Annotated in this window: 18 protein-coding genes and 2 tRNA genes; 11 read left to right on the forward strand and 9 right to left on the reverse strand. The window is 63.1% G+C overall.

Features of this window, described 5'->3' with window-relative positions; all coding sequences use genetic code 11:
- Positions 1-124: 124 nt before the first annotated feature.
- Together AAHK20_RS09250 and AAHK20_RS09255 are read right to left on the reverse strand one after the other, a co-directional pair.
- Positions 125-201, reverse strand: a tRNA-Arg gene (locus tag AAHK20_RS09250).
- Positions 202-271: 70 nt separating this feature from the next.
- Positions 272-348, reverse strand: a tRNA-Arg gene (locus tag AAHK20_RS09255).
- 117 nt (positions 349-465) lie between these two features.
- Here AAHK20_RS09255 and greB point away from each other — a divergent pair.
- Positions 466-1,023: a transcription elongation factor GreB gene (gene greB, locus AAHK20_RS09260; RefSeq protein WP_449181159.1), complete on the forward strand. Its 558-nt coding sequence runs from the start codon at positions 466-468 to the stop codon at positions 1,021-1,023.
- A 77-nt stretch (positions 1,024-1,100) separates the two neighbouring features.
- On the opposite strand, the gene AAHK20_RS09265 is transcribed toward greB, so the two are convergent.
- Both AAHK20_RS09265 and AAHK20_RS09270 read right to left on the reverse strand, forming a co-directional pair.
- On the reverse strand, positions 1,101-2,285 hold the full coding sequence (locus AAHK20_RS09265; protein ID WP_449181160.1) for a porin: 1,185 nt from the start codon (positions 2,283-2,285) through the stop codon (positions 1,101-1,103).
- Between the two features lie 525 nt (positions 2,286-2,810).
- Positions 2,811-3,116 (reverse strand): hypothetical protein, encoded by a 306-nt coding sequence (locus AAHK20_RS09270; protein WP_449181161.1) that lies wholly within the window; start codon positions 3,114-3,116, stop codon positions 2,811-2,813.
- 367 nt (positions 3,117-3,483) lie between these two features.
- On the opposite strand from AAHK20_RS09270, the gene AAHK20_RS09275 reads away from it, so the two are divergent.
- Together AAHK20_RS09275 and AAHK20_RS09280 are read left to right on the forward strand one after the other, a co-directional pair.
- Positions 3,484-3,687 carry a cold-shock protein gene (locus AAHK20_RS09275; protein WP_137333437.1) on the forward strand — a complete coding sequence of 68 codons (204 nt, stop codon included), beginning with the start codon at positions 3,484-3,486 and terminating at the stop codon, positions 3,685-3,687.
- 468 nt (positions 3,688-4,155) lie between these two features.
- Positions 4,156-5,295 (forward strand): exonuclease domain-containing protein, encoded by a 1,140-nt coding sequence (locus tag AAHK20_RS09280; RefSeq protein ID WP_449181162.1) that lies wholly within the window; start codon positions 4,156-4,158, stop codon positions 5,293-5,295.
- Positions 5,296-5,310: 15 nt separating this feature from the next.
- Here AAHK20_RS09280 and AAHK20_RS09285 read toward each other — a convergent pair whose 3' ends face one another.
- Both AAHK20_RS09285 and AAHK20_RS09290 read right to left on the reverse strand, forming a co-directional pair.
- On the reverse strand, positions 5,311-5,907 hold the full coding sequence (locus AAHK20_RS09285) for a chorismate mutase (protein ID WP_449181163.1): 597 nt from the start codon (positions 5,905-5,907) through the stop codon (positions 5,311-5,313).
- Between the two features lie 299 nt (positions 5,908-6,206).
- Positions 6,207-6,356: a hypothetical protein gene (locus AAHK20_RS09290; RefSeq protein WP_175425629.1), complete on the reverse strand. Its 150-nt coding sequence runs from the start codon at positions 6,354-6,356 to the stop codon at positions 6,207-6,209.
- A gap of 215 nt (positions 6,357-6,571) precedes the next feature.
- Here AAHK20_RS09290 and AAHK20_RS09295 point away from each other — a divergent pair, with 215 nt between their 5' ends.
- The 4 genes from AAHK20_RS09295 (at position 6,572) to AAHK20_RS09310 (ending at position 11,255) form a co-directional block, all read left to right on the forward strand.
- Positions 6,572-6,952 (forward strand): DUF2946 domain-containing protein, encoded by a 381-nt coding sequence (locus AAHK20_RS09295; RefSeq protein ID WP_449181164.1) that lies wholly within the window; start codon positions 6,572-6,574, stop codon positions 6,950-6,952.
- Positions 6,953-7,099: 147 nt separating this feature from the next.
- Positions 7,100-9,439, forward strand: a complete 2,340-nt coding sequence (locus AAHK20_RS09300) for a TonB-dependent receptor (RefSeq protein ID WP_449181165.1) — start codon at positions 7,100-7,102, stop codon at positions 9,437-9,439.
- Positions 9,427-10,743, forward strand: a complete 1,317-nt coding sequence (locus AAHK20_RS09305) for a sialidase family protein (protein ID WP_449181166.1) — start codon at positions 9,427-9,429, stop codon at positions 10,741-10,743. Before AAHK20_RS09300 ends, AAHK20_RS09305 begins: the two co-directional genes overlap by 13 nt.
- On the forward strand, positions 10,740-11,255 hold the full coding sequence (locus tag AAHK20_RS09310) for a TlpA disulfide reductase family protein (RefSeq protein WP_449181167.1): 516 nt from the start codon (positions 10,740-10,742) through the stop codon (positions 11,253-11,255). Before AAHK20_RS09305 ends, AAHK20_RS09310 begins: the two co-directional genes overlap by 4 nt.
- Before the next feature lie 12 nt (positions 11,256-11,267).
- Here AAHK20_RS09310 and AAHK20_RS09315 read toward each other — a convergent pair whose 3' ends face one another.
- On the reverse strand, positions 11,268-12,383 hold the full coding sequence (locus AAHK20_RS09315) for an aldo/keto reductase (RefSeq protein WP_449181168.1): 1,116 nt from the start codon (positions 12,381-12,383) through the stop codon (positions 11,268-11,270).
- 130 nt (positions 12,384-12,513) lie between these two features.
- Here AAHK20_RS09315 and AAHK20_RS09320 point away from each other — a divergent pair, with 130 nt between their 5' ends.
- The gene (locus AAHK20_RS09320; protein ID WP_449181169.1) at positions 12,514-13,458 is read left to right on the forward strand and encodes a LysR family transcriptional regulator; all 945 of its coding nucleotides are present in this window, start codon (positions 12,514-12,516) and stop codon (positions 13,456-13,458) included.
- Here AAHK20_RS09320 and AAHK20_RS09325 read toward each other — a convergent pair.
- Entirely contained in the window at positions 13,448-14,425 is a 978-nt protein-coding gene (locus tag AAHK20_RS09325; protein WP_449181170.1) for a hypothetical protein, read from the reverse strand. The two genes, AAHK20_RS09320 and AAHK20_RS09325, sit on opposite strands and share 11 nt — an antisense overlap.
- A 168-nt stretch (positions 14,426-14,593) precedes the next feature.
- Here AAHK20_RS09325 and AAHK20_RS09330 point away from each other — a divergent pair, with 168 nt between their 5' ends.
- The 3 genes from AAHK20_RS09330 to AAHK20_RS09340 are packed head-to-tail and all read left to right on the forward strand — an operon-like array spanning position 14,594 to position 17,047.
- Positions 14,594-15,649: a Rieske 2Fe-2S domain-containing protein gene (locus AAHK20_RS09330; protein ID WP_449181171.1), complete on the forward strand. Its 1,056-nt coding sequence runs from the start codon at positions 14,594-14,596 to the stop codon at positions 15,647-15,649.
- Positions 15,650-15,680: 31 nt separating this feature from the next.
- The gene (locus AAHK20_RS09335; protein WP_449181172.1) at positions 15,681-15,851 is read left to right on the forward strand and encodes a rubredoxin; all 171 of its coding nucleotides are present in this window, start codon (positions 15,681-15,683) and stop codon (positions 15,849-15,851) included.
- The gene (locus AAHK20_RS09340; protein WP_449181173.1) at positions 15,848-17,047 is read left to right on the forward strand and encodes an NAD(P)/FAD-dependent oxidoreductase; all 1,200 of its coding nucleotides are present in this window, start codon (positions 15,848-15,850) and stop codon (positions 17,045-17,047) included. Before AAHK20_RS09335 ends, AAHK20_RS09340 begins: the two co-directional genes overlap by 4 nt.
- A gap of 197 nt (positions 17,048-17,244) precedes the next feature.
- Here AAHK20_RS09340 and AAHK20_RS09345 read toward each other — a convergent pair whose 3' ends face one another.
- A complete protein-coding gene (locus AAHK20_RS09345) occupies positions 17,245-18,165 on the reverse strand; it encodes a LysR family transcriptional regulator (RefSeq protein WP_449181174.1) in 921 nt (306 codons plus the stop codon).
- Between the last annotated feature and the right edge of the window lie 36 nt (positions 18,166-18,201).

The raw sequence follows: 18,201 nt of genomic DNA on the forward strand, positions 1-18,201 counted from the left end.
GGGGCGCTCTCGGGTGCTCTGAGCGCTTTGGCTTTTGGCGGTGGAGCTGGCGAATGGCTGCGGCGTCAAAAGACGCGGCAGAAAAGACAAAGGGCCTTCCGAATGGAAGGCCCTTCTTCATAGGTGGCGCGGCTGGCAGGATTCGAACCCACGACCCCTTGGTTCGTAGCCAAGTACTCTATCCAACTGAGCTACAGCCGCACGCAAAAACGGTACAACGCGGTACTTCGGAGAAACAAAAGAGCCTTCTAACGAAGGCTCTTGAAAAGAGTGGCGCGGCTGGCAGGATTCGAACCCACGACCCCTTGGTTCGTAGCCAAGTACTCTATCCAACTGAGCTACAGCCGCACGCAGAAATGAGATTATAGCAAAGTCGCGGGAAAAGGGAAGCCATCAGCGCTTTTTTCTCGCGCGGTGCCTTTCGCGTGTAACCTTGGTGGTTGTACGTTTGTTGTGGTCCGCACCATGAATAAAGCCTTTGTCAAAGAGTCGAGCGATGACGCCGACGACGATCTCGACGTCGCACAGCCGGAGATGCCGGCCGGCGCAAAAAACTACATCACGCCCGTAGGGCACAAGCGCCTGCGCGATGAGTTGCTGCAACTGATCGATGTCGAGCGGCCGGAAGTGGTGCGCCTGGTGTCGTGGGCGGCATCGAACGGGGACCGTTCAGAGAACGGGGATTACATCTACGGGAAGCGCCGGCTGCGCGAAATCGATCGACGCATACGGTTTCTCACGAAGCGCCTTGATCTCGCCGAAGTCGTCGACAGCAGCAAGCAGGAGAGCGTCGATCAAGTGTTTTTCGGTGCAACCGTCGAGTACGCGACGGCGGATGGGGAATCGCACACGGTCACGATCGTGGGCGTCGACGAGGTCGACCTCGATCAAGGGCACGTCAGCTGGATTTCGCCTATTGCGCGTGCGCTGCTGAAATCCCGGGTTGGCGATGCGGTGACGTTGCATACGCCGGCTGGGCCTGAGCCGATCGATGTGCTGGATGTACGATATCCGTCTGCATAGTTCGATTTTCTTTTGTCGGCAAACGAAAAAAGGCGCCGCAAGCGGCGCCTTTTGTACTGCGGTAATGCTGATGCAGCTTAGAAGCGGTGACGCAGGCCAGCCGTCACAGCAACTTGGTTGCTGGTGGTCGAAGCACCGCCGCCGCTCGTGGTGTTGTTGATCATCGCGCCGATCGTCTCACCGTGCAGGCCTTGGTCGTTCATCACGTGCTGGTATTCACCCTGCAGGTACACGTCCGTACGCTTCGACAGCGCGTAGTCGGCTTGCAGGTTGAATTGGCCCCACTTCGGCAGCGAGCCTGCGCCGAAGTTCGCTTGCGTGTACGTGTACGCGCTTGCGAGGCTCAGTGCCGGCGTCAGAGCATAACGGCCGTTCAGTTCGAAGTTCTGGAAGTGAACGCTGTTGCCGAAGAAGTTGATGGTTTGGCTGCCCGCCGTGCTCGAGTTGATGCCCGAACCTTGGCTCAGGTTCGTTTGCGTGTACACGACGCCGACCGTTGCCGGGCCGAACGCGTAGTTCGCGCCAGCACCCCAGGTCTGCTGCTTGCCAGCCAGCAGCGTGTTGTCACCCGAGATTGCGCCCGAGGCGTTCACTGCCGCGAGGCCCAGGGCCGACGTACCGCCACCGAACGTGTTGTTCAGTTGCAGGTAGCCAGCGCCGACGTTCAAGCCGCCGTAGGTGTACGACGCACCAGCGCTGATCACGCGGTTGTTCGAGAACTGGCCAGCGGCGTTCGAGAAGCCATACAACGCGCCGAACTTGAAGCCTGCGTAGTTCGTGCTCGTGAACTTGATCGAGTTGTTCACGCGGAACGAATTGTTCAGGTTGTCGTTATCGAACGGGTGCGCGAAGTACGTGCCGCCGTATTGCGTGCCGGTCAGAGCCAGCGGGCCGACGAAGTCGACCAGGCTGTCGTATTGACGGCCGAGGGTCACGGAACCGAATTGGTCGCTTGCGAGACCGACGAATGCTTGACGACCGAACTCACGGCTACCTTGGCCCAGCGTGCCGCTGTTGATGTTGAAGCCGTTTTCCAACGTGAAGATGGCCTTCAGACCGCCACCGAGGTCTTCAGAACCGCGCAGGCCCCAGCGGCTGCCGTTGATCGCGCCGCTCGTTTCTTGCCAGTTGGAGTGACCCTTAGCGTTGTTCGTGTACGTGATGCCTGCGTCGATCAGGCCGTACAGCGTGACGCTGCTTTGGGCGTGAGCGGCGGTTGCAAAAACGCCCGACAGGGCAGCGACCAGAAGAGTCTTTTTCATCTTTGTGAGCTCCGGAATAGGAGAGCGGGCTTTCTTGCCCAGTCTTGAAGGAAACCTTATGTCACGCAGCCGTGCTGCGAGAGAAGAACCGCATGACCGCGTGCCGGTGTGCAAATGACAGCCGTCACCAGACAGGGCAGAGTGTAAATAGACCGTTGTCCGAGATGCGATTTCGATTTGCGCAATAATCTATTTGGGATAGCGCAATGATGGGGTTATCCCGGAGGAGCCTTGCTGCTCAAGGGTTTTCGGGATGGCGGCGGGGGCTTGACGGGGGAGTCAACCGCGTGGTGTTGTGTTTTTGTGACAGGCAGTGCGGCGCGAAAGCAACAGTTTTCGGCGAGCTCTGACCAATTGTTGATGCTCTTGAAATAGATGTTTGTCCCGATTGCCGATAATCGGGTGTTATCGCGTCGTTATAATTGGGTCTCTGCTTTCCGAAGCAGACTTTTTCGTTGACGGAAAAAGATCTCCAAACCTTTGTCGGCGCGACCTTCCAGTCGCGCTTTTTTTTGCCCCTACTAATTAGTGGGTACGGCGATGTGCGCGGCGCACTCCAGTTGACGCAGCGCCTTCAAAAGCGGGTGTTGCTGTCGTGGTCCAATCTTCCATTACATAATGCCGCGCATCCATTGGCGAAGAGAGCAGATTTTGCCAGTGGTCGCCGTGCCATACGGGGTCGAATTCCAGTACGGACGCCTGACGCTTGGATGCCGCTGCCTCGGTGCGCACTTCTGTTGCATGGTGTGAGCGGGTAAACCACGAGACCAAGCGCTTCAAGTCAGTCATCAGCATGGCAATCTCCAGATGCAAACCAGCTACTTGCATCATGATGTGACGGCTTTACTGCAACAACCCGTAGAAACACTTACCAAAGACATACTTCGTTACGTTTGCGGTATGTTTTCCCGCTTGATCCGGCACCGGTTGACCCGCCCAAGTAATATCGCCATGCAATTGATTGGATGAAAGCTTATTTGTGCGGCTATGCGAAACAGATAATCGTCATCGGTTCACGCGCTATGCATTCAGCATCGCCCAAAAAATAACTTGACTGCCGTTGATCGTTGCCTTTATAAAAGCAAGGCTCGATTTGCCAGTCGCTTTGCTGCGGCAATGTGGTCGCAGCAAAGTCGGATTTTGGTATTTTCAGCGGTGGGCGTGAGCCGTTTATTAAAATCTCGAGGGAAACAGTATTATGGAAACCGGTGTCGTCAAATGGTTTAACGATGCTAAGGGCTTTGGCTTCATCACATCCGATACGGGTGGCGACGATCTGTTTGCGCATTTTTCGGAAATTCGCTCGGAAGGCTTCAAATCTCTGAAAGAGAACCAGCGCGTCTCTTTTGAAGTGAAGACCGGCCCCAAGGGCAAGCAGGCAGCGAATATTCGCCCGCTCTGATCTCCGCAGTGCTCGGTTTCGAGTGTGCTAAGCCCCCGTTCGACGGGGGCTTTTTATTTGCGTTTGTCGGTGTGGTTCGCGAGCCGGCCGCATCGGGCGCACAGCGCCAACGCAGCTATCGGCTGAAATCGTTTTCGCAGACGCGTTGCCGCGGATCTTCCGCGGCACGTGCGCCGATAAATAATCAATATAAATAAGCAGCCATGCTGTTTTCGTGTGATGTATTTCTAATACTTTCGTTATGGGCATCGAGTTTCTCGAAGCGGAAGAGGGGGCTGATTTTAGAAATAAAGTCGATGCTGGTTTATCCTTCGCCCGGCTGAAATATCGGTCCAACGTCGGATGATTTTAATCGCCGCGATTTCAGGGTGCGGCGGTCGCGCTTCGGCAAAAATCCCCTAGCAGCCACGTCTGGCGAGCATCGCCTGGTGCATACTTCGTCACACCGACGCATCCATCGCTCTTCCCATGTCCGATCCGTACCTGCCGAACCCCGCTATAGACATACCCATTGCCTTTGTAGACTTGGAAACCACAGGCGGTTCGACTGCGGAGCACCGGATCACCGAGATCGGCGTCGTCGAGGCGGGCCCCCTTGGCGTGTCTCGCTGGAGCACGTTGGTCGACCCGCAACAGCCGATTCCGCCGTTCATCCAGCAGCTCACCGGCATTACTGATGTCATGGTGCGCGGCGCACCCACATTCGATGAAATAGCACCTGAGCTGTTTGCTCGCCTGGAAGGCAAACTGTTCGTCGCCCATAACGCGAGCTTCGATCGTGGCTTCTTGCGCAGCGAGTTCCGTCGCGCCGGACTGGGTTTCAACCCCGACGTTCTTTGCACCGTGCGCTTGTCGCGGGCGTTGTATCCCGCCGAGAAGCGTCATGGCCTTGACGCGCTGGTCGACCGTCACGCGCTCGTGCCGTCCGCCCGGCACCGCGCGCTCGCCGATGCCGATTTGCTTTGGCAGTTCTGGCAGCGCCTGCACGGGCTCGTTCCCGTCGAGGTGTTGCGCGAGCACATCGAGCGCACGACTCGCCGCTTCCGGCTCGCGGGCGATATCACGGAGGACGTGCTCGACTCGGCCCCTGCGGGCTGTGGCGTCTATGTGTTCTATGGCGAAGCGGATGTGCCGTTGTATGTCGGCCGCAGCGTGCGTCTGCGTCAGCGAGTGCGCTCGCATCTGTCCGGCGAGCGCCGTTCGGCCAAGGAGACGCGGCTCGCGCAGCAAATCCGCCGCGTCGAATGGCGTGAGACGGGAGGGGAAGTCGGCGCGCTACTCGCCGAGGCGCAGTGGATCGCCACGCTGCGTCCACTTCATAACCGGCAGCCGCGCGTGAGTCGTAGCGACCCCGTTGATGCGCCCTGGCCGTTCGACGGCCCGATCGTTTTCGAAGAGCGCGAGGACGGAGCGTCACGCACCTCGATTCATGTGGTCGATCGGTGGCGTTATCTCGGCTGCGCGGCGTCGCTGGCGGAAGCGGCAACGCTCGCCGCCGGCAGCGCGGCTAGCGATTTCGAATTGTCGACTTATCGAATTCTCCAGACGCATCTGGCGCGTGGATTGCGCGTCACCGCACTCGGCGACAGCGTTGTCGCTACCCTCTAGCACGCCAACAACGGTTCAACCCACGGCGCCCACGCCGCCCGCCGCGCACACGTGGCCGAGCGCGGTCGCGAGCGCGCTCGAGCCGGTTGCGCCGTAGCGCGTCAGCGCTTTCCAGTTCGCGATGCTGCGCGCCACCCGCGATGGGCAATCCGGCGCATCGCGCATGCTCTGCACGCGCGCGAGTCCCGCGAGCATCGACTTCGTGAGTTCGTCGAGCTGCGGGCGCGTGCTCGTCGCGAGATCGGGAGGGGTGCCTTCTGGCGGTCGCGTTGCGCGCCATCCATCGAAGAGGGCGTTCTGCACTTGTTTGCTGGCGTCGATCTGATCTTGGAAGAACGCCCGTGCGAAGGCGGGATCGACGCCTGTCGCCGACGCGCGCTTTTCGACATCGGCGAGCAAGGCAGCTTCGCGCGGCGCGTCGGTGATCGGTTTGTGGTTGGCCCACTTCCAGCGAGCGACGGGCTCCGCGAGTGCAAGACGTTGCGAGGCAAGGGCGATGAGATTGGTGAGCGCCGTGTCGTCACCGTCGGCGGCGGCAGGGCGGGGCGCGAAAGCAACGGAGATGGCGCATGCGAGCGTGGCGATAGCGCCGACGCGAAGCGAAAGTTTCATGGGCTCGGAGGCAATGGGCAGGCCGCGATGACGGGTCAGTCGATGGGCCGGGAACGAAACAGCAAAGAATAGACGATGCGCGTCAACCGCGCCCGGGAGTGGAATTCAACGAACGTACGTGCGTAGACGCGCCGCGCCGGTCAAACGCGGATTGGCAAATCCGCAATACAGGGCGAGCGCACCGGTGCGCTTGGCGGCGTTAAAGCGTGCAAACGCCGCGCCGCCATAGACGGCGCTCGACGTAGCGTTGCTCGCGGCAAATGTCACAGCGCGGCGCAGCGGACTGCGCGGTTGTGCATTTACTTCGGATCGCACGATTTGCGTTGTTCGTCGAGGAACGCGCGAACATGCTCAGGCAGTTCGGCCCCCAGAAATTCAACGCCTACCGGTTCCGGATCCGGGCTCATCACCTTATCGGGTGTCGGAACTTTCATCGGTTTGGCATCCATGATGTTTCTCCTAGTAGAACCAATTATCTGTCGTGGTTCTTTACCCACACCAGCTTGTAATCGTTTCTGTGCGGCTTTGTTGCTTTAACGGCACACGACGGGACATTTTCAAGATGGGTCAATAAAATGAATAGTTCCCATCGATTGCCTTGCATTTTGCTAACCGTTTTGAGTGGCGCTTGCTATACTGCGACCGCTTAAATCTCATAAAAGCAATGAAAAGGTCGACTCGATGGATCGGACTCGTATGGCTGGCGCTGGTACTGAACGTACTGTCGCCGGTCATTGGCTATGCGTGCCATATGGCGGCGCAGAGCCCGATCACGCTCGAGTTGTGCGGTGCGCCGGGCTCGCATCACGCCGCAGCTGACCTCGGCCACAGCGATGACGGGCCACATCAGCACGCCTTCATCCCGCATTGCGTCTACTGTCCCGGTTTCGCAGCAAATTTCGCGCTCGGCGGCAGCTTGCCGGTCTTGCCCGAAGCCACGCTCCCTGTCTCGTTCGCGCGCGCCGTCGAGCCGCCAGTCGTCTTCGTGCGGCGCATTACGCGCGTCGCCCAGCCTCGCGCCCCTCCTGAAACCACGCTGATCTAGTTGTGCCGCCGCCCATGTGCCGCTCGTCGCGAGCTGGCATGGGGACTCGTGCCGCCGTGCGTCCACTTGCTCGCGCGCCGATCGTGCATCGACCGGCGCCGGCTGCGTTCGCACCCTGGCTAACCCGATCACGTGTTTCAGAGTGTCATGCGCATCGTTGCTGCTGCGCTGTCGCCACGCCGATGTCTTTCCATCGCGTGTGCGATCGCGTTCACTACCCAACCCGTTTGGGCGGATCAGACCGCCCTCGATTCACAAGCCGATTCCAAGTTAACGACGCAATCCCCCGAATCGTTGACCCCGACACACACGTTGCAAACGATCAGCGTGACCGCTTCGCGTCCCGCGTTCGCTCCGAACACGCCGGGCGTCGTCGAGCGGATTCAGCGCGAGCAGATCGACTCGCACAACGTCGTCAGCACCGAAGACGCGCTTAAGTACGCGCCGAACCTGCTGGTGCGCAAGCGTTTCTCCGGCGACCGCAACGCGCCGTTCGCCGGGCGCGATTTCAACGAACTGCAAAGCGCGCGCGGGCTCGTCTATGCCGACGGTCTGCTGCTCTCGAACTTGCTCGGCTCGAACTATTCGTATCCGCCGCGCTGGTCGCTGATCGCACCCGACGACATCGCTCAGATCGAAGTCCTGTACGGCCCCTTCTCGGCGCTCTACCCGGGCAACTCGATCGGCTCGACCGTGCAGATCACGACGAGAAAGCCCACCAAGCTCGAAGCCTCGCTCGACACACAGCTTTTCACGCAGCGCTATCACGATCCGTACGGTTTCGCGCAGAGCTTCGGTGGCAACCACGAGTCGGCGCACATTGCGGATCGGGTTGGACGATTCTGGTACTCGCTTTCGCTCGACCGGCTCGAGAACAACAGTCAGCCGATGCAATACGCGGCCGCGACGCCCGGTTCCAACGCGAAGCTCGGGCCCGCTGTGCCGGTGACGGGCGCGGCCACCGATATCGGGCCGAATGGCCTGCCGCGCGTGATCGCCGGCGCGCAATCGATGGAGCACACCGAGCAGCGCAACGAGAGCGTGCGCATGGGCTACGCGTTCACGGACCACGTCGACGCGACGTTCACGCTCGGGCACTGGGAGAACCGCTACGGGACGCACGGCCAGACGTTCCTGTACGACGCGAACGGCAACCCGGTGTACGGCGGCAACGTCGTTATCAACGGACAGACCTACAACCTTTCGCCGACCGCGTTCGCGCCGCAGAACGGCAAGCAGGAGAACTGGCTCTACGGGCTCGGTCTCAACGCGAAGCTCGATTCGGGCTGGCGTCTGTCGAGCACGCTGTCGGCTTACAACGTATCGCAGGACGTGCTGCGCGCCGCGACGAGCGCGCCGCCCGCCGCGAATGCTGGCGGTCCCGGCACGATCTTCTTCGGCGACGGCACCGGCTGGCAGACCGCGGACGTGAGGGCCGAGTCGCCGTCGTTCGCCGGGCACGCGCTCACATTTGGCTACCACTTCGATACCTATTTCCTGCGCAACCGGACCTACAACACGCCGGACTGGCTGAACGGCGGGCCTGCCGCGATCGCCAGCAGCTACAACGGCAACACGCGCACGCAGGCACTCTACGGCCAGGACGCCTGGCGTTTCGCGCCCGGCTGGCTCGCGACGCTCGGACTGCGCTACGAGCAATGGAACGCCTACGGCGGTTCGCTCGGTAATGCGGCTTCGACCCTCGGCTACGCCGATCGCAGCGCGAATGCGCTGTCGCCGAAGGCGGCGGTCCAATGGCAGGCGACCGACGACTGGCTGTTCCGTCTGTCGTTCGCGACCGGCACGCGTTTCCCGACCGTCAGCGAATTGTTCCAGGCCACGATCTCGAACAACGCGATCGTCAACAACAACCCGAACTTGCAGCCGGAAAAGGCCATCGACTGGGACTTCACCGCGCAGCGCGACGTCGGCGTCGGCGTGGTGCGCGCGAGCGTGTTTCAGAGCGATCTGCGCAATTCGATCTACAGCCAGACGACGGTGGACGGCGCGTCGACGTTCACGAACATCTCCAACGTGGACCGGGTGCGCGTGCGCGGCGTCGAGCTCGCGTTTTCGGGGCAGAACGTGCTGCTGTCCGGGCTCGACCTCGATGCGAACGTTTCGGCGGCGAACGCGCGCACGCTCGATGACGCGGCGAACCCCGCATACGTCGGCCAGCGTTTTCCGCGGATTCCCGTCGTGCGGCTGAACCTGCTCGCGGCATACCACTTCAACGAGCGCCTGCTCGGCAGCGTCGGGCTGCGCTATTCGGGACGTCAGTACAACACGCTCGACAACAGCGACATCAATCCGGACGTCTACGGCGGCACGAGCTCATTCACGTTCGTCGACCTGAAGGCGCGCTACCAGCTCGATCGCCACACGGTCGCATCGGTCGGCGTCGACAACGTCACCGACTGTCGCGCTTACGTCTTCCACCCGTATCCGGGCCGCACCTTCTACGGAGAACTCAAATGGTCGCTCTAAGACAATTCGTCGTGGCAGCGCTCGCGTGCGTCTCGATCGCGGCGTTCGCGCAGCAGGGCGGGAAAGCAACGGCGGACGCCGGAGCATCGGACGCGCATGCGTCGCACGCCGTGCATATGGGCGGCTTGGAAATGTCCGGCGCGCATGCCGCTTCGCATGCCGCAAATGCGGCGAAGGCGCCGCTCGCTACCGGCGCCGCGTTCGACGCCCATCATCGCTTGTGGGCCGCGTGGGTCGAAGGGCAACACGTCGTCGTCGCGCATTCGGATGACAAAGGGCGCACGCTGTCGGCGCCGGTCGTCGTCAATGCGATGCCCGAGCCGATCTACACGAACTCCGAGAACCGCCCGAAGGTGGCCGCGAGTCCGGATGCGCGCACGATTTACGTCACGTGGTCGATGCCGCTCGACGCGCCCTACACCGGCATGGTCCGCTTCTCGCGCTCGACGGACGGCGGCGCGACCTGGTCGGCGCCGGTCACGGTGCACGGCGACCGGCAGCCGATCACGCACCGCTTCGATGCGCTGATCGTCGATCCGAAAGGGCGAGTGTTCGTCGCGTGGATCGACAAGCGCGACCTCGTCGCCGCGAAGAAGGCCGGCCGCGGCTATGACGGCGCCGCGGTGTACTACGCCGTGTCGAGCGACGGCGGCCAGACCTTCGCGCCGGAGCGCAAAGTCGCCGATCAAACCTGCGAGTGCTGTCAGATCGCGCTCGCGATCGACGCAGAAGGGCGCGTGGAGGCGCTGTGGCGCAACGTGTTCACGGGACAGATTCGCGACCACGCGCTTGCCGTCCTGCCTGCCGACGCGAACGAGCCGGTCACGCCGGTTCGCGCGACGTTCTCGAACTGGCATGTCGAAGCCTGCCCGCATCAGGGGCCGGTGCTCGCGATCACGCCGGATGGCGTGCGGCACATGGTGTGGTTCGGCGTCGTCGACGACAAGCCCGACGTGTACTACTCGCGGCTCGATCGCGACGGCAAGCCGCTCGACAAGCCCTGGCCGATCGGCTCGGGCGCTGAGACAGCCGAGGCGCCGAATGCGATGGCGTCGCACGCGACGCTGATCGCCGAAGGCGGCAAGCTGTGGCTCGCGTGGAAGTCGTTCGAAGACGACACGATGCGTCTCTTGGTGCGCAGCTCCGATGACGGCGGCGCGCACTGGTCCGCGCCGAAAGTGCTCGCACAAACGGCGGAGGACAGCAACAACCCGCAGCTTCTCGCCGATGACGGGCACGTCTACGTCTCGTGGCGCACCCAGGACGACGGCTACAGGCTGCTGCCGGTCGAGGAGGCGAAATGAAGCGTCTACATGGATGGATAGCCGGGCTGGCGCTGTGTGCGATGTTCGGGCCGCCTGGTGCGCTCGGAGCGTCGGTAGGCCCCGCCGCGCACGTCGCACGGTTGCAGCCGCTCAAGGCGGCCGATGTTCCGCACCTCATGAGCGAAGCGAAGGGCCAGCCGCTCATCGTCGAAATCTGGTCGCTCGACTGCGGGTACTGCCGCGAAAACACGGCGCACGTCGTCGAGTGGCTGCGCTCGCATCGCGGCGTGCGCGTCGCGATGGTCGCGATGGATGGTTTCGACGACAACGCGGAAAGCGTATCGCAAGCGCTCGCATCGATGCCGGTCACGCCACACATCGCGCAATACGCGAATGCCGAGGCGATTCCCGAGCGGCTGCGCGCGGCGCTCGACCCCGGCTGGCGAGGGGAGATGCCGCGCACGCTCTTGATCGACGCGCAAGGGCGGCGGCGTGCATCGAGCGGGCTCATCCAGCCCGGCGCGCTCGATGCGTGGTTGCATGCGCCGTGAGGCGATCGAGGTCTAGCCCTGGGGACCTTGCGCCGGCACGCGCACGGGCCGGTCGTACTGCTGCGGCTTGCTCGCGACCTCGACTTGCCCGTGGATGCGCGGCTGGTGCGCGTCCGAGAACATGTAGTACGGGAACGGCCGCGCGGGTTCCGATACGGCGTCGAGCCGGGCGACGAGTTCCGGCGCGAGCGTGAAGTCGAGCGCGCCGAGCGACTGCTGCAACTGTTCGGGCTTGGTCGCGCCGACGATGATGCTCGTCACACCGCGCTTCTGATGCAGCCAGTTCAGCGCCACTTGCGCCATCGGCCGTCCCGCCTCGTTCGCGACGGCTTCGAGCTCGGCGACGATGCGGAAATTGCGCTCGGTGAGCTTGTCGAAGCCGGGACGCGGGTTGGCGCCGACGGTGTCGAGGCGGCCGCCGCCGCTACTGATTCCACCGCCTTGCGACGGCTTGTACTTGCCCGACAGCACCCCCATCCCGAGCGGGCTCCACGGGATCAGCCCCATCCCGAGATTCGCGGCGAGATCCGCAAACTCGTTTTCGGCGTTGCGCTCGATCAGCGAGTACTCGAGCTGCATCGCCGCGACCGGCTCGAAACCGCGCCAGTCGGCGAGCGTCTGCGCGCGGCCCGCGAACCACGCGGGCGTGTCCGACAGTCCGACATAGCGGATCTTGCCGGCGCGCACGGCATCGTCCATCGCGCGCATCACTTCGTCGACGGGCGTCATGCGGTCCCACGTGTGCAGGTAGTACAAATCGATGTAGTCGGTGTTCAAGCGCTTGAGCGAGGCTTCCAGCGCGCGCAGCAGGTTCTTGCGATGATTGCCGCCCGCGTTCGGATTGCCTGGCTGGGCGTTGTAGCTGTATTTCGTCGCGATCACGAGCTGGTCGCGCAAGCCGCGCGCCGCGACGAACTTGCCGACCCACGTTTCGCTCGTGCCTTCGGTGTAGAGGTCGGCGGTATCGATGAAGTTGCCGCCCGCGTTCACGTACTGATCGAACAGGCGCTCGGCGGTGTCCTCGTCGGCGCCCCAGCCCCATTCGGTGCCGAAGGTCATCGTGCCGAGCGAGATCGGCGAGACGCGCAGGCCGGAACGGCCGAGTAAGGTGTAGCGGTTCATCGTCATGGCGGGCTCCGTGGTCGTGGAAGAGGAAGTCGATGGCTGTATCGTGCGCGCTTTCTTTCTGTGGAAAAATGGCATCTATCTGAAAAGATTGTGAAGTCATGCTTCAAAATCCTTTGCCCAAGGGGATGCCATGGACCCAACGCAATTGCCCGCTTTGGTCGCGTTCGCCAACGTCGCGAGACACGGCAGCTTCACGAAGGCGGCCGGAGAGAGCGGCGTGTCGGCGTCGGCGCTTTCGCAGTCGATCCGCGCGCTCGAAGCGCAGTTGAATGTGCGGCTCTTCAATCGCACCACACGCAGCGTCTCGCTCACCGAGGCTGGCGCGCAGTTTCTCGAGCGTGTGCGGCCCGCGCTCGCGATGCTCTCGAGCGCGTTCGACGCGCTCGATGAAACCCGCGGGCATCCCGCCGGCACGCTGCGCATCAACTTGCCGCGCATCGCGAGCGAACTGCTCGTGATGCCGCATCTCGCCGAATTCGCGCGCCTCTATCCGCACATCACGCTCGAGCTGGCGCTCGAAGACGGCTTCATCGATCTCGTCGGCGAAGGCTTCGACGCAGGCATTCGGCTTGGCGAGCGTCTGGCTCAAGACATGATCGCCGTGCCGCTAACCGGCGATTTGCGAATCGCGGTCGCAGGGTCGCCGGCCTATTTCGAGCGCAATCCGAAACCGAAGACGCCGGACGATCTCGCGCGGCACGATTGCCTGCGTTATCGCTTCGCGACGAGCGGTGGCATCTATCGCTGGGAGTTTGCGCAGCCGGGCGACGCGGCGCGCGTGTTCGACGTGGAGACGAACGGCACGTTCGTCACGAACGATCTGCGCACGATGGTGCGGGCAGCGGAAGAGGGCGTCGGGCTACTGCACGTGATCGAAGACTACGTGAGCGCGCAGCTCGCCGACGGCCGGCTCGTGCGTGTGCTCGACGCGTGGTGTCCCGTGTTCAGCGGTTTTCACTTGTACACGGCAAGCCGTGCGCAGATGCCGTTGAAGCTGCGGGTGTTCATCGATTTCCTGCAAAGCAAGCGCATCGGGCGCAGGCAACGGGGCAAGCCCCGTCGTTCTAGTACTTGAGCCAGAACACGCGCAAATAACTCGCCGACGATTTCGACGCCGCGCGATCGATCGCGTAGAGCTTGTGATGCGCCGTGTCGATCGCGACGCCGCGTGCATCTTCAAAGTCGTCGGCGAGCACGTCGACGGTGCCGTCCGGTGTGATCTTGCACAGTCCGCTCTTGTTGCATTTCGTATAGAGCGTGCCGTTCGCATCGACGGCCAGCAGGTCGGGGCTTTCGATTTTTGCGAACGTCGTCGCCGACGTGAGCGGCTGCGGCGCATTCAGCAATTGCTCGATGTTCGCTTCCACGATGCGATTGTTGGCCTGATCCGTGACGAACACGGTGCCGCTATATAGCGCGACGCCCACCGGCTTGCCGAGCCCCGTCAGCAGATCGCGCTCGAGGGCGGTGTGCGTCGCCGCGTCGTAGGTCAACAGGCTCAAGCCGCCTTGCGGCGGGCTCGCGCCATCCTTGACGAACCAGGTCGAGAGCAGCTCGCCATCGCCGACTGAGACGAGCCCGAGCCGGCGTCGCGCGGGATCGGGGCCGCTCAGCGCCGCGATCGCGCCGCGGTCGGTGATCGCATAGACGGCGCTTGCCGTGCCGAACCCGAAGCGCTCGGCGAACAGCACATTCGAGGGCGAAAACGTCAACTGGCTCAGCGAATTCGCCTGGCCCGACACGACCGGAATCGCGGCGTAAGACGTGAAGGTCACGCCGTCGGCGGAGGTCAACACGGAGTTGGTGCGATCGTCCGTGATGAACACGGCGCCATCCGAGGGGCGCACGGCGACGCCGTTCGAATGGGCGTCAAGCGGGATGCGTTTCGGCGCGGCGAGGCCGAACGCGATGCCTTGCGGCGAGACGCCGAACGAGTGTCCGCCGCAGGCGCCGAGTGCGACGACGGCGCCCGTCATGATCAATGCGCGGGCTATCAGTGCCGCACGTGCCGCTGCTCCGCAACCCCTCTGACGCCAACTCATGTCTTCTCCTGTCCCATGCAAAGCTTGGTATTCGCAGGCTATGCCGATTCATACATAGAGTAGATGCTCGCCGAGGGATGGGTGCCGGAAGCCCCTATCGATATCGTTGTGTCCACGCGGTCGTGCAGAAAGAGACCGCGACCTTTCCTATCAGGTTCGGAGACACTCATGACATCGTCCAACATCGCCCCGCTGGCGTTCCAACGTCATCCCGCCTTCCCCCCCAACTGCACCTTCGATCCCCGCGACTGGGAAATCCTGAGCCGCTATTGGCACCCGGTCGCGTTCGCCACGGACGTCGCCGACAAACCGTTTGCCGCGACGCTGCTCGACGAGCGGCTCGTGCTGTTCCGCGCTGACGGCCAGCTCGTCGCCGCGCGCGACGTTTGTCCGCATCGCGGCGCACCGCTGAGCCAGGGATGGGTCGACAACGGCCATCTCGTCTGTCCGTATCACGGCCTCTCGTACGGCGGCGACGGCAAGTGCAAGTTTATTCCGTCGCAAGACGATGGCCCGATCCCCGAGCGTCTGCGTTTGACGACGTACGCGGTGCAGGAAGCGTATGGACTCGTGTGGGTGTCGCTTGGCGGCGGCGAGGAGCCGTTGCCGTCGTTCCCGGCCTGGGACGCCGAGGGGTATCAGCAGATCCTGTGCCCGTCGATCGACATCAAGGCGTCGGCGGGCCGGCAGACCGAGGGCTTCATCGACGTCGCGCACTTCGCGTGGATTCACCACGACAGCTTCGCGGATCGCGACAATCCGGTCGTGCCGCAGTATTCCGTCGAGCGGCGTGAGAACGGCATGCGCGCGGAGTATGTGAGCACCGTGAGCAACTTCCCCAAGTCGATGCAGCATCGCGCGCCGGAGGGCTTTTTGTGGCGGCGCGTGTTCGAAGTCGACGTGCCGTTCTTCGCGCGCCTGACCGTGCATTTCCCCGACAACGGGCGCCTTTCGATCCTGAACGCGGCGAGCCCGGTGTCCGCGCGCTTGACCCGGCTCTTCGTGCCGATCGCCCGCAACTTCGACCAGGACCTGCCGCTCGACGACGTCTACGCGTTCAACCAGCAAGTGTTCGAGGAGGACCGCGCGATCGTCGAGCTGCAATGCCCCGAAGATCTGCCGATCGATCGTTCGGCCGAAGCGCCGATCCTGGCCGACCGCTCGTCCGGCGCCTATCGCCGGGCGCTCGGCGAGATCGGTCTTGGCCAGGCGTACGTGCGCTAGTTCTGCGCGAATTCGCTACTGGAGAGTCGACATGAAAATTTGGGAATGCGTGATTTGCGGATTTCGCTATGACGAGGCGCTCGGGCTGCCCGAGGCAGGCATTGCGCCGGGCACGCGCTGGGAGGATGTCCCCGATGACTGGATGTGTCCCGATTGCGCGACGGGCAAGCACGACTTCGATATGCACGTGGTGAGCGCATGACAGCCGAGACACAGCAACTTGATAATGATCGAGAACCCGTCGTCATCGTCGGTACCGGCATCGCCGGCTATACGGTGGCGCGTGAGTTGCGCAAGCTCGATGGCGAGGTGCCGATCGTTCTCGTCACGCAGGACGACGGCAGCTTCTATTCGAAGCCGACGCTCTCGAACGCGCTCGCGATGAAGAAGCTCCCGTCGGCGCTCGCGACTTTCGACGCGGCGCAGATGCGCACGCAATTGAACGCGGACATTCGCGTTCATCGGCGCGTCGAGCGCCTCTTGCCGATCGAGCACGAGATCGTGGTGAACGGCGAGGCGCAGCGCTATAGCAAGCTCGTACTCGCGACCGGCGCCGACCCGCGGCGGCTGCGCATCGAGGGGACGGGTTCAGCCGATATCCTGTCGATCAACGACCTCGCCGACTACAAGACCTTCCGGCACACGCTCGAGCGTTGCCAATCGGTCGCGATTCTCGGTGCCGGATTGATCGGCTGCGAGTTTGCGAACGATCTATCGGCAGCGGGCTATGAGGTCTCGTTGATCGACCCCGCGAGCACACCGCTTGCCCGCTTGCTGCCCGAAGCGCTCGGCTCGGTGTTCGCACAAGCGCTCGATGCGAGCGGCGTGCACTTTCATTTGACGCGCAGTGTGATATCGGTCGATCGCTTGCGCGAACCCCAAGCCGGGTATCGCCTGACGTTCGCCGATGGCGGACATCTCGATGCTGACTTGGTGATCTCGGCGGTCGGTCTCGTGCCGCGCACGGCGTTGGCGGCTCAGGCGGGGCTCGCGATCGAGCAAGGCATCTGCACGGACGCATGGTGCCGCACGAGCGCCGCCGATATCTACGCGCTGGGCGATTGCGCCGAGATCGACGGCCGCGTGCAGCCTTACGTCTTGCCGATCATGCATGCGGCGCGTGCGCTTGCGCGCACCTTGCATGGCGAGCCGACGCGCGTCGACTTTCCGGTCATGCCCGTTACGGTGAAGACGCCGGCCACGCCGGCCGTCGTGGTCTCGCCGGAGCGCGGCGGCGCGTGGCTTGTCGACGAGATGATCGACGCACCGCCTAATGCCGCGCGTGCGATTTGCCGCGATACCGAGAACGAGCGCACGATCGGCTTCGCCTTGTTGGGCGCCGCGATCGAAGGCAAGGCGGCGCTGATCAAGTCGATGACGCCCGCGACGAACCGCTAGAAACGCCGGGGTGGAAACAACGAACAACAAAGAACGCGCTTCATTCTGACCGACCACGTTTGCGGTTGATCGGCGGCGCAGAGGTCCTGTCTTCTCGACGCGCATCCGGTTACCGCTCTAACGCCGCAAGCCTTGGCTCGCGGCGTTTTTTTGTCGGGTCCCATGCGAGGCTTCGCCCGCGCCGCAGGCTTCGCGGATCAGGGCACGAGCGTCTTCGCCACGCGCGCGACGAGCCGGCGCAGCCACACCGAGTCGATGCCGCGATGGGTACGGTCGTGCCAAAGTTGGTAGTAGGTGAGCGCAGGCGTGTCGCCTGGAATCGGTTCGATGCGCAGCGGCAGCAGCTTCGCGTAGTGCGTGGCGAGCGCGCGCGTGGTCGTGAAGAGCAGGTTCGAGCGGATCAGCACATACGGCGCCATGCCGAAGTAGGGCAGCGTCGTGTTCACGGTTCGCGCGAGGCCGCTCTCCGCGAGCTCGACATCGATCGTGCCCCACGCCGTCGTGTTGTGCGTCGTGACGGCGAGATGCTCCGCCTCCTGATAGACCGATTGCGTGAGCTCCCCAGGTTGGATCGGATGATCGCCGCGCATCAGGCAGACCAGCTCGTCACGGCACAGAGGCTGAAGATGCAAATGCTCCGGCGGCGTTCTCCAGTTGCCGATGACGAGATCGAGAAAGCCTGATTCGAGCCCCTGCTCGTAGCCGCCGTCGATCATCATCAGATGACGGAATTCGATCTTCGCACCGGGCGCTTCGGTGTGAAACGCATCGACGACGGCCGGCACGAAGAACACGTCGAGATAGTCGGGCGAGCCGATGCGGAAGGTGCGGGTGGTCGTCGCGGGGTCGAAGGAGGTCGTCGGATGCAGGATTGCGTCGATGCTCGCGAGCGCCTGCGCGGCCGGATCGATCAGCGTCAACGCATGCGCGGTAGGGACCATGCGGCTGCCGCTGCGCACGAGCAACGGATCGCCCGTCATGTCGCGCAGCTTGCGCAATGCGACGCTGACCGTGGGCTGCGATTGCCCGAGCAGCTCGGCCGTGCGCGAGACGCTCGATTCGGTCAACAGCGTGTGCAGGACTTTGAGCAGGTGCGAGTCGATGATGTCTTTGGGCATCGAGAAGAGGGCCCGTTGGAAGCGTCGCCTTGGAAG

The organism is Trinickia camelliae, from assembly GCF_053525655.1.

Coding starts and splice junctions, on each gene's coding strand:
- greB (WP_449181159.1), top strand. CDS start 466: ATGAATAAAGCCTTTGTCAAAGAGTCGAGCGATGACGCCGACGACGAT.
- AAHK20_RS09265 (WP_449181160.1), bottom strand. CDS start 2,285: ATGAAAAAGACTCTTCTGGTCGCTGCCCTGTCGGGCGTTTTTGCAACC.
- AAHK20_RS09270 (WP_449181161.1), bottom strand. CDS start 3,116: ATGATGCAAGTAGCTGGTTTGCATCTGGAGATTGCCATGCTGATGACT.
- AAHK20_RS09275 (WP_137333437.1), top strand. CDS start 3,484: ATGGAAACCGGTGTCGTCAAATGGTTTAACGATGCTAAGGGCTTTGGC.
- AAHK20_RS09280 (WP_449181162.1), top strand. CDS start 4,156: ATGTCCGATCCGTACCTGCCGAACCCCGCTATAGACATACCCATTGCC.
- AAHK20_RS09285 (WP_449181163.1), bottom strand. CDS start 5,907: ATGAAACTTTCGCTTCGCGTCGGCGCTATCGCCACGCTCGCATGCGCC.
- AAHK20_RS09290 (WP_175425629.1), bottom strand. CDS start 6,356: ATGGATGCCAAACCGATGAAAGTTCCGACACCCGATAAGGTGATGAGC.
- AAHK20_RS09295 (WP_449181164.1), top strand. CDS start 6,572: ATGAAAAGGTCGACTCGATGGATCGGACTCGTATGGCTGGCGCTGGTA.
- AAHK20_RS09300 (WP_449181165.1), top strand. CDS start 7,100: ATGCGCATCGTTGCTGCTGCGCTGTCGCCACGCCGATGTCTTTCCATC.
- AAHK20_RS09305 (WP_449181166.1), top strand. CDS start 9,427: ATGGTCGCTCTAAGACAATTCGTCGTGGCAGCGCTCGCGTGCGTCTCG.
- AAHK20_RS09310 (WP_449181167.1), top strand. CDS start 10,740: ATGAAGCGTCTACATGGATGGATAGCCGGGCTGGCGCTGTGTGCGATG.
- AAHK20_RS09315 (WP_449181168.1), bottom strand. CDS start 12,383: ATGACGATGAACCGCTACACCTTACTCGGCCGTTCCGGCCTGCGCGTC.
- AAHK20_RS09320 (WP_449181169.1), top strand. CDS start 12,514: ATGGACCCAACGCAATTGCCCGCTTTGGTCGCGTTCGCCAACGTCGCG.
- AAHK20_RS09325 (WP_449181170.1), bottom strand. CDS start 14,425: ATGAGTTGGCGTCAGAGGGGTTGCGGAGCAGCGGCACGTGCGGCACTG.
- AAHK20_RS09330 (WP_449181171.1), top strand. CDS start 14,594: ATGACATCGTCCAACATCGCCCCGCTGGCGTTCCAACGTCATCCCGCC.
- AAHK20_RS09335 (WP_449181172.1), top strand. CDS start 15,681: ATGAAAATTTGGGAATGCGTGATTTGCGGATTTCGCTATGACGAGGCG.
- AAHK20_RS09340 (WP_449181173.1), top strand. CDS start 15,848: ATGACAGCCGAGACACAGCAACTTGATAATGATCGAGAACCCGTCGTC.
- AAHK20_RS09345 (WP_449181174.1), bottom strand. CDS start 18,165: ATGCCCAAAGACATCATCGACTCGCACCTGCTCAAAGTCCTGCACACG.